The 15,581-nt window shown below is 58.5% G+C and carries 9 protein-coding genes; 8 read left to right on the forward strand and 1 reads right to left on the reverse strand.

The annotated features are described in order from the left end of the window. Positions 1-82 precede the first annotated feature (82 nt). Positions 83-1,429 (reverse strand): MATE family efflux transporter, encoded by a 1,347-nt coding sequence (locus tag AAA138_RS00990; RefSeq protein WP_349089221.1) that lies wholly within the window; start codon positions 1,427-1,429, stop codon positions 83-85. 317 nt (positions 1,430-1,746) lie between these two features. Between AAA138_RS00990 and AAA138_RS00995 the strand changes: the two genes are divergently transcribed. The 8 genes from AAA138_RS00995 to AAA138_RS01030 all read left to right on the forward strand — a co-directional run bounded on the left by AAA138_RS00995 (position 1,747) and on the right by AAA138_RS01030 (position 15,334). Then, complete coding sequence (locus AAA138_RS00995; protein ID WP_349089222.1) at positions 1,747-2,784, forward strand: hypothetical protein; 1,038 nt, start codon at positions 1,747-1,749, stop codon at positions 2,782-2,784. Between the two features lie 245 nt (positions 2,785-3,029). Continuing rightward, on the forward strand, positions 3,030-4,073 hold the full coding sequence (gene moaA / locus AAA138_RS01000; RefSeq protein WP_349089223.1) for a GTP 3',8-cyclase MoaA: 1,044 nt from the start codon (positions 3,030-3,032) through the stop codon (positions 4,071-4,073). A 4-nt stretch (positions 4,074-4,077) separates the two neighbouring features. Continuing rightward, the gene (moaC, locus tag AAA138_RS01005) at positions 4,078-5,379 is read left to right on the forward strand and encodes a cyclic pyranopterin monophosphate synthase MoaC (RefSeq protein WP_349089224.1); all 1,302 of its coding nucleotides are present in this window, start codon (positions 4,078-4,080) and stop codon (positions 5,377-5,379) included. Positions 5,380-5,644: 265 nt separating this feature from the next. Next, positions 5,645-6,931 (forward strand): MFS transporter, encoded by a 1,287-nt coding sequence (locus AAA138_RS01010; protein WP_349089225.1) that lies wholly within the window; start codon positions 5,645-5,647, stop codon positions 6,929-6,931. 225 nt (positions 6,932-7,156) lie between these two features. Continuing rightward, entirely contained in the window at positions 7,157-7,978 is an 822-nt protein-coding gene (locus AAA138_RS01015) for an HAD family hydrolase (RefSeq protein WP_349089226.1), read from the forward strand. A 506-nt stretch (positions 7,979-8,484) separates the two neighbouring features. Beyond that, on the forward strand, positions 8,485-11,850 hold the full coding sequence (locus tag AAA138_RS01020) for an FctA domain-containing protein (protein WP_349089227.1): 3,366 nt from the start codon (positions 8,485-8,487) through the stop codon (positions 11,848-11,850). After that, a complete protein-coding gene (locus tag AAA138_RS01025; protein ID WP_349089228.1) occupies positions 11,843-13,513 on the forward strand; it encodes an isopeptide-forming domain-containing fimbrial protein in 1,671 nt (556 codons plus the stop codon). Before AAA138_RS01020 ends, AAA138_RS01025 begins: the two co-directional genes overlap by 8 nt. 33 nt (positions 13,514-13,546) lie before the next feature. Continuing rightward, positions 13,547-15,334 carry an isopeptide-forming domain-containing fimbrial protein gene (locus AAA138_RS01030; protein ID WP_349089229.1) on the forward strand — a complete coding sequence of 596 codons (1,788 nt, stop codon included), beginning with the start codon at positions 13,547-13,549 and terminating at the stop codon, positions 15,332-15,334. The last annotated feature ends 247 nt before the right edge of the window (positions 15,335-15,581 follow it).

The following is a 15,581-nucleotide window of genomic DNA, read 5'->3' on the forward strand; positions in this document are numbered from 1 at the left end:
AACGGCACCGTGATCTGCGTCACGTAGGTTGCCGGATCATCGCTAATGATGTCGTCGATCAGGGCGATTTCGCGTTGCCCCGCTACGCCACCAACCTGTCAAAAGCCCCGCGCCGGTTGAGCACGGTAAATGCCATCACGCAAATAACCGCTGATAGAATTGACCCGCACGGCGAAGCGATGCCCATGGGAAACAACGTGTCGGAATAGGCGTTCGACAATAGCCACGCGCCCGGCACGCGAATGAGCGCCACGGCCAGCACGTTGTGCGCAAAGCCGATGTAGCTCTTGCCGTATGCAGCGAAAAAGCCGCTAAAGCAAATGTGGATGCCGGCAAAAATCGCGTCGAAAATGTAGCTGCGCATATAGCCGGTACCGGCTGCGACTACCGCGGCGTCCTTGGCAAAAAAGCCGATAAACGCCGGCGCCACCAGCCACATCAGCACCGTGATCAGGCAGCCATACACCACCGAGATCGTCATAGCGTCTTTGAGCACCTGACGTGCGCGGTCGCCCTTGCCCGCGCCGGCGTTTTGCGCCGTGAGTGCGCTGACGGTGGCGCCCATGGAGCTCGGCACAATGAATAAAAAGCTGATCATCTTCTCGACTAGGCCCACGGCGGCGGCGTCGACCAGGCCGCGATGGTTGGCGATGACGGTGATAAACATAAACGCTACCTGGATGCAGCCGTCCTGTACGGCCACGGGCACGCCGATCTTAAGGATGCTGCCGAGCACTTCGGGCTGGGGGCGCAGGTCGCTGCGCTTAACGTGGATGTTCGTGCGGCGGCTCTTGAGCCACACGAGCGCGAGGGCAACGCTGGCCGTCTGGGCGGTTACTGTGCCGAGTGCCGCGCCCACGGGGCCGAGCCCCATGTGGCCTATAAATAGAAAGTCGAGCGCGATGTTGATGATGCATGCCACGCCAATCACGTACATAGGCGAGCGCGAATCGCCCAGCCCGCGAAAGATGGCCGAAAGAATGTTGTACGCGGCGATAAAGGGAATGCCGATAAAGCAGATGCGCAGGTAGGCGGCGGTGCCTTCGACTGCCTCGGGCGGCGTGCCAATGAGCGCCACAACCTGCGGGCATAGTGCAAACAAGATGACGGCCAGCACCACCGAGATACCCATAAAGAGCGTGATGGTGTTGCCGATGGCGGTCTCGGCGCGGTCAAACCGGCGCGAACCCACGGCGTGGCCGACGATGACCGTCGTTCCCATGGCCAGGCCCACGAGCGTCACGGTAATGATGTAGAGCGTCTGCGCGCCATTGCCCACGGCGGTGATGCCGGCGGCACCGCTAAACTGCCCCATCATGTACAGGTCGGCCATGCCGTAGAGCATCTGCAAAAAGTACGAGAGCATATAGGGCAAGGCAAAGACCGCGATGGTCTTAAGGACATTGCCGCGTGTGAGGTCGTGTTCCATGGGCGGGGCTTTCTGGCTTGGTCTGTTTACGTACCAGTGTAGTGAAAACCCTACAACGATTGTAGAGTCAAGGTTTGTGTTGGCAGTGGGGCGAAAAAAGTCACGCTCCAAGCACGATGCTTTGGCCCCTCCGTGCGCCTCACCTCGCCTCAAACCATCACAACATTCGACGTTTTTCGCCAAAAACGGGAAAAGCATCGAATGTTGTGATGGTTTTTCTGCCACTCGACCGGGTGGAATCGCTTTCTTGCGCACGAAGGTGTGCGGACCCGTGGGCAGGGGAATAAGGCTGGTTATCCGACTCCATTGGAGGGCTCATGGACCTGCCGATCGTCCTGTCCCATAAGACTGCCTGGCTGTACCACAACGTGGCGCGCCCGTCCGAGCCGCTCTCGCGAGCAAGCAGCCTATACGATGAGGACTCGCTTGCTAGCGAGGCGGAACCGACCGCGTGCCTGCCCAAATTGGGGCTCGATGCCAAGGGACTGAGGGCTTCAGCGGCAGTTGGAATCGTTACCGACTATCTGGTTTCGCTTGGTATTCCACGAGAAGAGCTCGATCATATCGATGCGCTCGTCAACTTCGATTTTGAGCGCTCGACGCCGGCTGGATTTAGGTGTCACGTGTTTGGGGCGCCGGTACCTCCAGGCCATCTTATCGAGGTGGCAGAGGGCCTTCTAGTGGTTGATGAGGCCATGTGCTTTGTCCAAGCGGGCTCGTGGATGAGTGAGCCCGAGCAGCTGGAATATGGGTATGAAATCTGCGCCCGATACCATTTGAATCATCTGTCGACAGGCGATTATATCGAGATGGGGCAGAGGTATACCGTCGCCGATTTGATTGCTTATTGCAATGAGAACCGATCTCGTCAGGGGGCCATACGCGCGGCCGCCGTGCTCAAGCGCGTGCACGATGGCGCGCGGTCGCCCATGGAGACGGCCACCGCAATCATGGTCGTAGCAAAACGTTCCCAGGGAGGGCTGGGATACGCCAAGATCGAGCTCAACCATCGGGTCGATGTTCCCAACGAGTTCAAGTATCTCGCAAAGGCTGGGTATTTCGAAATCGACGTATATGCGCCTGCGAGCGGTACGGGGATTGAGTACAACGGCTCGGACCATCTTGATAAACAGCGCAGCGCGTCGGATGCGGAGCGTATGGCCGTGCTGAGCGCGCTGGGCTTTAGGATGATCGTCCTCACCGGGACTCAGTTTGCCCATCAACTGCAATTGCATCGGGCGATGAATGCCATCGCGCTCGCTATGGGTCTCAAGTGCGACCGAAGCGAAGCGTTCCAGAAACGGCAGAACGATCTGCGAGAATTCGTGATTCGGCACTGGGACGGCGGCCTTTAGGGGCGCTTCGGTCCTACTGCGGGGTGCCGTGGGCAGGCAAACCATCACAACATTCGACGTTTTTTGCCAAAAACGGGAAAAGCATCGAATGTTGTGATGGTTTGTGCTGAGGATGGGCTTGGAAAGCCGGTCTTGCTCGAAGCGACCTGTCCTGTCGTACGGGTGTCGGCATGATTCTCTCGTGGGGTATTATGTTTTCCGAAGAATAAAACGCCGCGTGAGGGGAGGGCTGCGTGGGCGGGCACGTGCAACATGACGGTTTTGGCCGCGACATTAATTACCTGCGCATTGCCGTTACCGACAAGTGCAATTTCCGCTGCATTTACTGCATGCCAGCCGATGGCGTGGCGCCCCGTGCGCACGACGAGCTGCTCAGCGCCGAGGAAATCGCCCGCTTTGTGCGCCTGGTGGCGGGGGAGGGCATTCGCCGCGTGCGCCTGACGGGTGGTGAGCCGCTGGTCAGCCGCCGTATTATTCCGCTCATTCGCGACATCCGCGCGATTCCGCAGATCGAGGACATTTCGCTCACCACCAATGGCGCCCTGCTGCCCAAGCTGGCGCCGCAGCTCAAAGACGCCGGTCTTAACCGCGTCAACATCTCGCTCGACACGCTCGACCCTACGCTGTTTGGAAAGATCACGCGTCTGGGCCGGCTCGAACAGACCATGGCTGGCATCGACGCGGCGCTGGCTTGGGGCTTTGAGCCCGTTAAGGTCAACTGCGTTGTTGTGCGCCGGCTCAACCAGGATGTGGCAGCCCTCGCGCGGCTTACGCTTGACCGCCCCATCCACCTGCGCTTTATCGAATACATGCCCATCGGCGACGAACACACGAGCTCGCATTGTTCCGTAGACCCTCACGCGCCCGCGCTCAATCCCGAGCTGTGGGACGCGAGTGATACCGTGCCGAGTGACGAGCTGCGGGCGCGCATCAATGCCGGGGTCGCCGCGACGGGGCTGGGCGAGCTTGAACCGCTCGACATCAACGACGCTCCTGCCGGCGCGGGCCCCGCGCGCTATTGGCGCTTTCCGGGCGCGGCGGGAACGGTCGGCTTTATCAGCGCCATGTCCAATCATTTTTGCGCGAGCTGCAACCGTCTGCGCCTGACGGCCGACGGTAACGTGCGTCCGTGCCTGTTCAGCGATGCCGAGTATTCGGTGCGCGAGGCGCTGCGCCGTGGTGATGATATGCAGGTGCTTTCGATTTGGCGCGATGCCGTGGCCCACAAACCGCAGGAACACGCGATAATTGAGGGCACGCAACGATTTATGTCCCAAATCGGAGGATGATCATATGGCCAAGAGCAGGTACGCCGATGCCACCAAGGCCGCTCGCAGGGCCGCGATGTCTGCCCACAAAGTCACGGCTGCGGCCAGCGATGTCGTTACAGGTGCGCAGCCGTCTGCCAGTGCTGCTACCGAGCCCGCCCGCGACGCCCGTCGCGACGAGCTGACGCACGTGGACGCCAAGGGCGAGGTGCGCATGGTCGACGTGTCCGACAAGGCCGAGACCCATCGCATTGCTATCGCCGAGGGCACTATCCTCATGCATCCCGAGACGCAGGCCATGGTGCTGCAGGACCGCGCCAAGAAGGGCGACGTGCTTGCCTGCGCGCGCGTGGCGGGCATTATGGCCATCAAGCGCACGAGTGACATCATCCCCATGTGCCATCCGTTGCTCATTACCAAGAGTAAGTGCGATATCAAGCCCATCGCTCCGGCGGGGACGCCTGTCGAGAACGTGCCCGAGGGCTGGGCGCCGGCGCGCGCGGACGGGCAGGTTGGCTTTCACGTACTGGTCACGGCGGGCGTGACGGGCAAGACGGGTATCGAGATGGAGGCGTTGACCGGCGCGAGTGCCGCGTGTCTAACGATCTATGACATGTGCAAGGCCGTCGATCGCGGTATGGAGATTGTCGACGTGCGCCTGCTGCACAAGGAGGGCGGCCGATCGGGCGTGTGGGATCGTGCAGAGCGCCAGGTTGCTGCTGCCGAAGCCGCCGCTGCCGACGGCGCCGCGCCCGCGAACGGGCCTGTTGCTGCCCCCGCGCCCGTAGCTCCGACACCATCCGTCCCCGCGATCGCGTTTATCGGCTACCAAAACTCGGGCAAGACCACGCTCGTCGAGAAGGTTATCGCCGAGCTCACCCGCCGCGGCCTGCGCGTGGGCTCACTCAAGCATCACGGGCACCACGGCTTTGATATCGATGTGCCCGCTAAGGACACCTGGCGCCATCACCAGGCCGGATCCAAGCACGTGGGCCTTATCTGCGCCACACGCTGGGCGGAGTATGCCGATACGCGCGAGGAGGACGAGATGCCCGCGCGCGAGCTGCTGTCGCGCTACAACGATGTCGACGTGGTGATTATCGAGGGCTACAAGACCGAGGGCTTCGACAACATCGTGGTCGCGCGATCGGGTGTCGACCGTCTGCGCGGCAAGAGCTCGCTCGACCTGGTCGATGGCCACACGCTGGCCCTTGCCTGCAACGAAGCCCTGGCGCGTCAGGCCTTCGACGCCGGCTTCGCGACCCGAGCCATCAACATCAACGACGCCCGAGCCATCTGCGACCTCATCCAAGACCACTTGTCCTAAAACCTGCCAAAAAGGGACAGGTTTATTTTGGCAGGTTTTATCTGGGCAAACGTCATTTCCACCACAAAGGGGCCAGGCACCTTTATGGTGGTTTTTGTTTTAGTAGATGTGTGGGGCATGCCTTACAATCTACCAAGTAGTTCACGCTGAGCGAAAAACGGAGAGAAGGGGCTCGATGCGTCCTTAATGTTTCATGCGGATAGATTGATTTGACAGACGGTGGCGAATGTCCACCGCCCGTATTCGTATGAAACGAGGAGTCTCCATGCTCGTATCTCTTCTCTCAAAACCTCACCCTTCGCTGTCCGCGCAGGCTAAGCACCTGGTGGCGATGCGCTTTCTCATCTACACCGGCTTCCAGACCAGCTACTTTATCGGCGTCATCGGAACGCTCACCTATGCGGACGGCGCTTCGGTCGTCGCGACATCGCTGGCCGTCCTCTTTATGAATGTATTTGTGATCCTGGGGTCCTTTGCGGGCGGCGCAGTGCTCGACGCTTGGGGTCCGTGCCGGCATTTCCGGGCGAGTATCGTCGGCACGTTGGCAACCGGCGCGGCAATCCTCGCCTTTGGCAGCGCGACCAGCACAGTCCTTGCCGGCGCGGTACTCCTGGGCTTTGTGATGGGATTCGCCCAGCCCATCGCCACGTCCTATCCGGCCTATCTCACCGACGATCCCGTCGAGCTCAAAGACATCAACTCTGCCATCGCCATGCTCTCAAACGTGAGCATCGTCGTTGGCCCCACGCTGGGCGGCTTTGTCGCGGCGGCTGCATCGTCACGTGCGGTGTTTTTGCTCATGATGATCTTTGCCGTACTGGCGCTCGTCACCGGTTGGGGCTTTAGGCCGCAAACAGGTCGCGTCGCCGCGCGCGAAAGTGCTCCCGCAGATAGCAGCACAACGGCAAGTACTGCCAATCAAAGCTCCGACTCCAATAAATCCACCCGCGTCACTTTCGTGACCAGTATCAAGACGGTCTTTACCAACAGCGTCCTCGCCCTGCTGTTCTGCATTATTTTCCTTTCAAACTTTGGCTACGGTGCCTTTGACCCGCTGGAGTCGTTCTTCTACCGCGATGTCCTGCACGTCGGTGTTGAGTGGATGGGCTGGCTCTCGTCGGCCAGCGGTGTGGGCGCGGTGCTGGGCGCTGTCCTCGCGCTCCGCTTGCCGCCGCGCTTTGTCAGTCTCAAAACGCTGCTCGCGGCGCTTATGTCCGTGGGCCTGGGAAGCCTGCTCTACGTGGGAACAACGTATGTGGGCGTGGCGCTCATTGGCCAGATTGCCCTGGGCGTGGCCTGGGGCGTCGTCAACCCGCTCCACAACACGATCGTGCAAACGACGGCCCCGCTCGAGCAGCTCGGTCGCGTGAACTCGGTCATGGGTTTTGGCAACATGTTCGCCGGCGTGGCCCCGCTGGCGATTGCCCCGTGGCTGGCGGCGACGTTTGGTGTGCAGCAGACGCTCATCGGGGCGGGCATGGTCGTGACGGCGGTTCCCGCGGCGTTGCTGCTGTTTGGTCGCTGGCACTTGGATCGTGCCGCAAAGCAGTAAAAAAACCATCACAACATTCGATGAAAATCGCGATTTTGCGGAAAAGCGTCGAATGTTGTGATGGTTTGCGCCCCGGGCCAGGCCATCCTGCGAGTCCGGCCACCACAAAGGGGCCAGGCACCTTTGTGGTAGTTTTGCACCAAAGCGCCCCGTGCGCGCCTTGGTATACCATGTACACCATTTCCGACCACATTCAGCACCGCCGCACAACCCAGAAAGGCCCCCATGGACGCCACCTTCAGCCACATTAAAGCCGTACTCTGCGATATCGACGGTACGCTGCTCACGAGCCAGCACACGGTGTCCCCGCGCACCGTGGCGGCGATCCGCGCCCTGCGCGAGCGCGGCGTGCTCTTTGGCCTGTGCACCGGGCGCGACGCCCAGGCGACCGAGGCCATGTTTGGGCTCTGGGGTATCGAAGGCCTGGTAGACGTGCTGGTGGGCTGCGGCGGCGCCGAAGTCATCGACCGTGCGCATGACATCAATGAGCTGAGCTACCCGCTGCCAGGCGAGACCATCGCGCACATCTGCGAGCACATGGCAGACCTGCCGGCAACGCCCGTTTGCCCTCGGGACGGCGTGCTCTATGTGCCCGAGAGCAATGCATGCGTCGAGCACCTGTCGCGTGTCGACGGCGTGCCCTACAAGGTGGTCGACTTTGCCGAGTTTTTGCGCGAGCCGCAGACCAAGGTGATGTTTACCATGGCGCCCGAGGCGATGCCGCAGATCATCGAGCGAGCGTCGACGTTCGCTGACGACACCGTTAAAGCGGCTGCTCTGCAGACCACGCAGCGACTCTACGAATTCATGGATCCGCGCGTGTCCAAGACGCGCGGCCTTGTGCGCGTGGCGGAGCTCAACGGCATGGAGCTTGAGAACATTTGCGTGTTTGGCGATGCCGATAACGACACCTGCATGGTGGCCGACGCCGGCGTGGGCGTGGCCATGGCAAACGGCAGCGACGCCACCCGCGCCGCCGCTGATTTTGTAACCACGAGCAACGACAAAGACGGCATCGCGATCTTTATCGAGGAACATCTGCTGTAGCGCCGGGGCAGAACCACCGCAAAGGGGACAGGTACCTTTGTGGTGGTCTCAGGCGATTTGGGCGAATTGATGCCTAAAATCTGCGCGAGAATCAAAATAACGTTGTCTGAACATTACGCTTCTAACCACCGATGAGCTAAAGATATTCCCATCAATTTGGTAGTCTATTCCTCCCGGTTAATGACCTACCGCTCACGGTCGATTTTCGACCGTTCACAGGATGTTTGCTCTTGAGCAAAATGTTGTGCAAATAAATAAAATGCTATTAAAAAACTGATAACTAACTTAATTACCAGTAGAAACAAGAAACAGATAGCGAATAAACGAAGGCAAATCTGAACAATTATCAAGAGAATTGAGAACTCGCTACAAAACTGTCGATATTTGTTGCTCAGATGTTTAAACAATCATTAAAATAGCATTACTAAGCGTGCGCAATTACAGATTGCGCTGATACGTTTGATAGGGAAAGAGCAAGATCGCGGTCTCTTGGGGAGGAGACATCGATGAAAGCGAATTCAGACAAATCTAAGCAGAGTAAAAAAGCGACGCGCCGTGTACTGGCAGGCGTTTTGTGCGGAGCCTCCGTGTTGAGCCTGGTACTGTCGCTCGTCATGCCTCCAATCTCGCAGGCCATTGCCAACGATGCCCAGACGGTTTCTACCGAAGAAACTGTGATGGGGGGGGGTTCCTCAAGTGAGTCTACTGATGTAGAAAACACCAACAATGGGGATACCGAAAAGCTGAATAGTGACGAGGCTGAGAATGACGCGAGCGAGGACACCGTCGCAGCAGACTCGACTGCTGATGGCTCGGAAGTCAAGGGTGCCGAGCAGCCTTCCGACGCACAGCCTTCCGATAATGAAAATAGCGACGAAAACGCTATCGCTCCCGTCAGTGCCGAAGGCTATAAGGAGGTAAAAGGTAATGTTGCCCATGCATTCGATAGTGGCGGCAAGTATCGTTTGAGTGATAAATCCTGGTCAGATAGCCAGATCACCATCACCGCAGACACCACCATCGATCTTAACGGCAACATGCTCTATCACGGTCCGGGTTCGGTGGAGTCGTTCATCGTGGTCCAGAATGGCGTCACGCTTACCATTGAAGACTCTTCTGCCAATGTGAACGATGCGACTTCGTCTGTCACCAACAACCCCGGCCAGCTTGCAAATATGGCATGGACCAATGATGCTCCTCAGAGCCTAACCTATTATGAAACAACGAGCGCGCCTAAACCAGATGGCCTTGGCACCGCTGAAACCACGACTCAGCATACCGTCAGCGGTTTCGGCGCAATCGTTGCTGCATCCGACAGTGGTTCGGTCAAACAAGTCATTTCGGTTGAGGACGGCGGTACGCTTAACCTCAACGGAGGCATGATCACGACACCGAGGGATTTGACCGGCGACGGTCATATCATCTTTGCCGAGGGGAAAGGCAATGAAACACATGTGAATATCAATGGCGGTTTTATAACTGGCGCGAATCTTAATCATCAGCGTGGCGGCTGGGGCGGCGGCCTGTGCGTAGTGGGCGCGAAAGTCACGGTCAACATGACCCGCGGCGTGATTGCCGCGAACAAGGCCGCTGCTGGTGGCGGTATTTATGCTGAGGACGCCACACTGAATCTCTCTGGCGGTGTCATCTCGGGCAATGCTACGTATGCCAATGAAATCAACAATGGCGATAACACCGGCAACGGCGGCTATGGTGGCGGTGTTTATACCAAGGGCTCAACCGTAACCATCAGTGGTTCTGCCTGCATAACTAACAACCGAGCCGACGCTCGCATCACAAGTAGCAACCTTTACAACAACGGTCTCCTCGGCGGTGGTGGCATTGCATGCACAAACGGTGGCAAGCTGACCATGACGGGGGGCTCCGTTACTGCCAATTACTCCCATGAGGCCGGCGGTGGAATCTATGCTGGTTTTTACAACCAGGGAATAAATTTCACCATGTCTGGCGGCTTCATAGCGGGCAATACGTCCGACAATGCCGAGGGCGGTGGTCTCCGTATTTCTAGCGGTACCACCGGCGTTATTGAGGCGGCAAGTGCGTCCAACAAGGTTTACATCACCAACAACAAGACCATGACGGGCAGCACTACCGGTCGCGGTGGCGACTGGGGTGGCGGTGGAGTCTTTGTCCAGACAGCTGGTACGCTCAACCTTCGCATGGCGCTCATAACCAAAAATGACGCTGGTGGTTGGGGTGGTGGCATCGGTGCTTGTCCTACCGGTCAAACGATTGTGACGCATACTAATGGTTCGGCAATCTATGCCAACACCGACCACGGTGAGCATTCCTCTGCTGGTGGCAATGGCAAGAACGAGGATAGCCAAAGCGAATACATTACCGAGACCTTTAAAAAAGCGGGTCACGAGGATTTTTTCCTCGTGCGAAAGAACGACAGCCAGCAAACGGTCGCGGCCGTGCTTGGCAAGATGCTCGGCAATGGTTCCGCTGGCTGGAAAGGTACCTGTGACGGCGAAGAAATTTCCATCGACCCCAATGGCGGTGCTGAGGCCAAGTACATGTTTGGTCTTAAGGCAAATCCGACTGACGACGCCAAGATTGCTGCCAACAATGCTGCGACTACTGTCATCAGTGGTAACTACTCCTATACCCATGGCGGCGGCATCATGACCAACGGCAACCTCATCGTCGGTGAGGTCGGTAAGGATACTTCCCTGGACGTGTATCCCGCAATCAAAGTCAAGGCTAACAAGGTTCTCATGAAGGACGGCGAAGCTCAAAGACTCGCGGGCCACGGCTACAGGTTCAAGCTGTTGGGCAAAGCCGACGGTTCAGGTGAGGAGCCGTATTGGGATGCGAACGACACGCTCCAGGCAAGCGGATGCGTGGCGACGCCTGAGTTTACCGTTAATAACGAGGGAAAGACGGGAGAGATTGTCATTGATACGGCCGCGTATCAGCCGGGTAATTACGACCTCTACCTGGTTGAGGTTCCTATCGATGAAGATGGCACTATATTTGATGAGACCATCTATAAAATTCACGTAAAAGTAAGCGATACGCCAGTTAAGATCAATCTTATGGGAATTAATATCAATCGCTATGTGCTCGATACGGGTGCTTCCGAAGTCTCCGTCAAAAAGAGAGGTGACAATGACTTCAGGGAGTGCAATAAACCTGGCTTCTGTAACTGGACTGGGGATTCAGCTGACAGTGCCGTTTCGACCGTAACAATCGGCAACGACTCCAACCCTGCGTTTACGAATGAGCTCCGGACCTCGGGCTCTTGGGCACCTCAGGTGACCAAGAAGGTTGATGGCGGCGAGATGAAGGCGTTCTCATTCGAACTCGCGAACGAGGACGACCCGAACTTCAAAAAACCAGAAACGGCAACAATTGATCTCGCGAATCCCACTGACGAAAACGATAATGTGAGAACGGTCGATTTCAAGCCGAAGACATATGAGCTCGAGAACCTTGAAAATGGTTCCAAAACCTTCACGTACTATGTGCGCGAGAAGAATGAGAGCTCAATTTTCTCGCATTACAAGTTCGATCAGTCGGTCTATAAGCTTGACGTCACGATGACGGATCAGAAAGATGGCACGATCACTGCCACGAAGGTGACCTACACCCAGATCAAGGATGCTGACGGTAATGCCATCGACGAAGGCAAGCAGACTCCCGTGGATTACAACGATGGATCCGATACTACCAAGCCCAAGTCCACCCCCACCTTCATCAACACCTACTCCACCTCTTTGCCCCTTTCTGGTATGTCGGGCGTCACCCTGACGTACCTTGCCGGCGCGGCGGTGCTTTGCGTCGCTGCAGCCTGGATGCACATTCGTCGCAAGGCGAATGCGAAGGGAGGCGAGTGTCGTGAATAAGAAAGTTTGCTCCTTCCCGATCTTGTTTGCGCTGCTTGCCCTCCTGATCGGCACCTGCGCGGTTGTGTTCCCCGCTTCCGCGCAGGCCGTGCCGACCTCGGCCGGTTCCATCACGGTGAGAGGCACCGTGGCGCGCAGCTACGACGCCTACCAGATCTTTAGCGCCAACGTCGTCGACGGCGACAGCGACGCCAAGATCGCCACCGACCTCGCCTGGGCAAGCGACGCCGTGCGCGACGCCGCGCTGCCTGTGCTGCACAGCGCCGGCATGCCCAATTCCCAGGCCACCGCACAGGAAGCTGCCGAGTGGCTCAACACCGATTCCCACCTTACGAGCGCGCTGAGCGCACAGCTCGCTCGTTCCCTCCAGAGCTCTGACGCCGTGCCCGTGGCCCTTAACGCGGGCACGGCGGCCAAGCTGTCCTGTGGCTACTGGCTCATCGTCGCCGACGACGACGCCATCGCTCAGGGCGAGGTCGGCACCGCGCCGATCATGGCCCTGGTCGGCGGCAGCGCCGTCACCGTCAAGTCCAAGGCGGCGACGCCCAAGGTCCAAAAGCACGTGCTGGAGGACAGCACCGCCGCCTGGCAGAAGGCCGCCGACGCCACGGTCGCCGACGACCTGTACTGGCGCCTCTCGGCCACGGTCCCGGCGGGCCTCACGGCCTACGACACCTATACGGTGCAGTTCGTCGACACCATGAGCGCGGGGCTCGACCCCTCCAAGGTCGCCGCGAGCATGCGCGTGTACGTGGCGGCGGGCACGGACGGCGGCTTCGACACCGTTTCGGCCGACAAGGACGGCCGCGTCGGCACCGACCCCGCGAAGGGCTGGACCGATATCACGGCCCAGTGCGCCACCAAGGTAGCGGCCGACGGCAAGACCTTCACCGTGCGCACCGCCGACTTGATCGCCGCGCTCGGCGGGGCCGACGCCTTCACCGCGGGTGCCCGCGTGGTCGCCGTGTACAATGCGCCGCTCAACAGCGCATGCAACCACGGCATCGCGAAGGGCAACCCCAACGAGGTCTACTTGCGCTACCCGCGCTCTCCCTTTGCCGACCAGTCCGGCGACGCCGGCTTCACCCACACGCCGAGCGACGATGCGTGCGCCTACACCTGGGATCTCGCGCTCACCAAGCGCGGTAGCGACGGCGACAAGCCGCTGCCCGGGGCGGTCCTGAACATCGCCGACGACCGCGGCCGCACGCTAGCGGCTGACGGCACGTGGGATGCAGAGGGTAAGGCCACCGTCACCACGGGCGAGGACGGTAGCGTGGCCGTCTCGGGCGTGGACTCGGGCAAGCTGGAGGTCCGCGAACTCAAGGCGCCCAAGGGCTACACCGCCTTTGAGGGCACACGCTCCGTGACGGTCAAGGCCGAGGGTCTGGACGTCGACCAGGTGGCCGCCGCCAAGCCCAAGCTCACCATCACGGCCGAGTCGCCCCTGCGCGCCGACAGCGCGGACGGGTCGACGGGCAGCCTGGAGGCGTCGATCATTAATACGCCCAACGGCACGCCCCCTAGCATTACCACCGGAGGCTTTATGCCCTTGACTGGCGATATGGCAATGTACGCCGTGGCCGCCGCAGCGGTCGCCGGAGCTGCACTGATCGTGGCCGCGCTCCTGATCAAGCGGGGAGGTGGCAGCCATAAAGAGTAGCTGGCAGCCCCACAGAGAGCGGGGCGAGACGTAATGAAGCAGATGCTTAGAAACAGACAGATGTTTTTAGATCAAATGAAATTCAAGCAGAAAGCAGAGGAAAAGAAGATGAGCATGAGCAAGAACATTGCACGCCTGGCAGTGACGGCAGGCCTCACGGCGGCGCTGAGCTTCGGCGGAGTTATGGCCCCGGTGACCATGGCGTTTGCTGAGGGCAACACGACCGTGACGTTCAATGATCCTGATTATGCAGCGTCCACGACCTATAAGGGTATCCAAATCTTCAAAGCGAAAGTGACAAAGGACAACGGGACCACGTCAGTGAGCGGCATCGAGTGGGCTGGCACTGGCACTGAAATCCAGACGGCTGTCGTTAATGCCATCAAGAAAAAGGACAATACTTATTCCAGCGACAACGCGCAGGATGCAGCCGATTGGTTGAGCGCCAACGCTGAGGGTACTGGAACCGGCTCGAAGGTCGCGAGCGACAACGTCCTGAGCTTGATCGCCGACAACCTGGATGGCGTGTCCGGCTGGAAGACGACGAACGCGGGCGACCCGTCTCCGTCCCTTTCCGGCCTTGATGCCGGCTACTGGTTGTTCCTCACTGACACGGTTGATAAGACGGTTACCGATAAGTCGATCGATACTTTTTCGTCACCTGTGTATGCCGTGATTGACGGCCAGAGCAATACGACCGTCACCCCCAAGAAAGACGTGCCCACTGTCGATAAGAAAATAGTGAATGCCAAGGGCAATAAAGAGTTTGATGTCAGCGACTCTCATGTTGGGCAGGAGGTTACGTACAACCTCTATGGCACTGTCGCCGATAACTACGATACGTACGGCACGTACTTCTATCAGTTCTCCGACCAACTCTCCAAGGGCCTGACGCTGCAGCCTGGTTTCACGGCAACTCTGTATGCGAATAAAGGCCTCGCTCAGGCTGATATTAACCACACGAGTGGCACTGATGTGACGAGTGACTTTATTCAAAGTGCGGAATCTGTAGACCCAGCAACTGGAAATAAGACAACGACTTGGACCTGCAAAAATCTTAAGAGTGTGAAACGCGTTGCTGCGGGCTCCTGCATCGTCGTTTCCTATAAGGCAAAGATTAACAGCGAGGCTACCGTTGGAGACAATGTGGGTAACACCAACACTGTCAAACTTAAGTATTCAAACAACCCTATGACCACCGACACCGGCACGACGGTGCCCGATGAGGTCAAGACCTACACCTATGGCCTTAAACTGAATAAGGTTGACCTTGGCACTGAGAAGGCGCTCCCGGGTGCGAAATTTACCATCAAGGTGAGCGCGGCGGCGGATCCAAGCCTGGTGGGGAAATACGTTCAGTCCGATGGAGCTCTTGGAGTAGATGAGCATAAGTTCACGACTGGCGTCGATGGCGCCATTACCGTCACGGGCCTCGGTGCGGGAACCTATAAGGTAGAGGAGACTGACGCTCCCGAAAACTACGATAAGGTCGCATTCAATTTCACGATTAATGAAAGCGGGACAACGGGTGAAAGCTCGAACGCGGATAAGTATGAGCTAGACGGCCCAAGTAATCAGGTTATCATCGGCACGCCGAATGGTGAGAAGGGCGACAACAAACTCGAGGCCGAGACTGACACTGCCACAAATAACGATGGTACCCTCAACATCACCGTCGGCGATACCAAGCGGGTTGGCCTCCCGCTCACCGGTCTCAACGGCGTGACCTTCACTTGGATTGCTGGTGGCGCGGTGCTGTGCATCGGCGTGGCTCACCTCATCCGCAGCCGTAAGCAGGCTGAGGAGTCCGAGCAGGAGTAACGCTCACTCATCCATCCCTTTGGCAGGTGGGATGTGATGGCCATGAGACTTGCGGATACTTTTCTCATCCATCCACGTTCTTGCTTTGCCATTCTCTTTTCGGGGCAGACTCCGCACTGGAGTCTGCCCCGTTCTTTTTGAACAGCGCAGCCGGGGTGCCGTCGCTCGTATGATCGAGCGTATGATTAGCGAACAAATGTTTGCAAATATTGCGTTTACCAGCTGTAAGTGCGAGTGCTCGCAGTAA

Origin of the sequence: Collinsella sp. CLA-JM-H32B, assembly GCF_040098065.1 — a bacterium.
Lineage (GTDB): Bacteria > Actinomycetota > Coriobacteriia > Coriobacteriales > Coriobacteriaceae > Collinsella.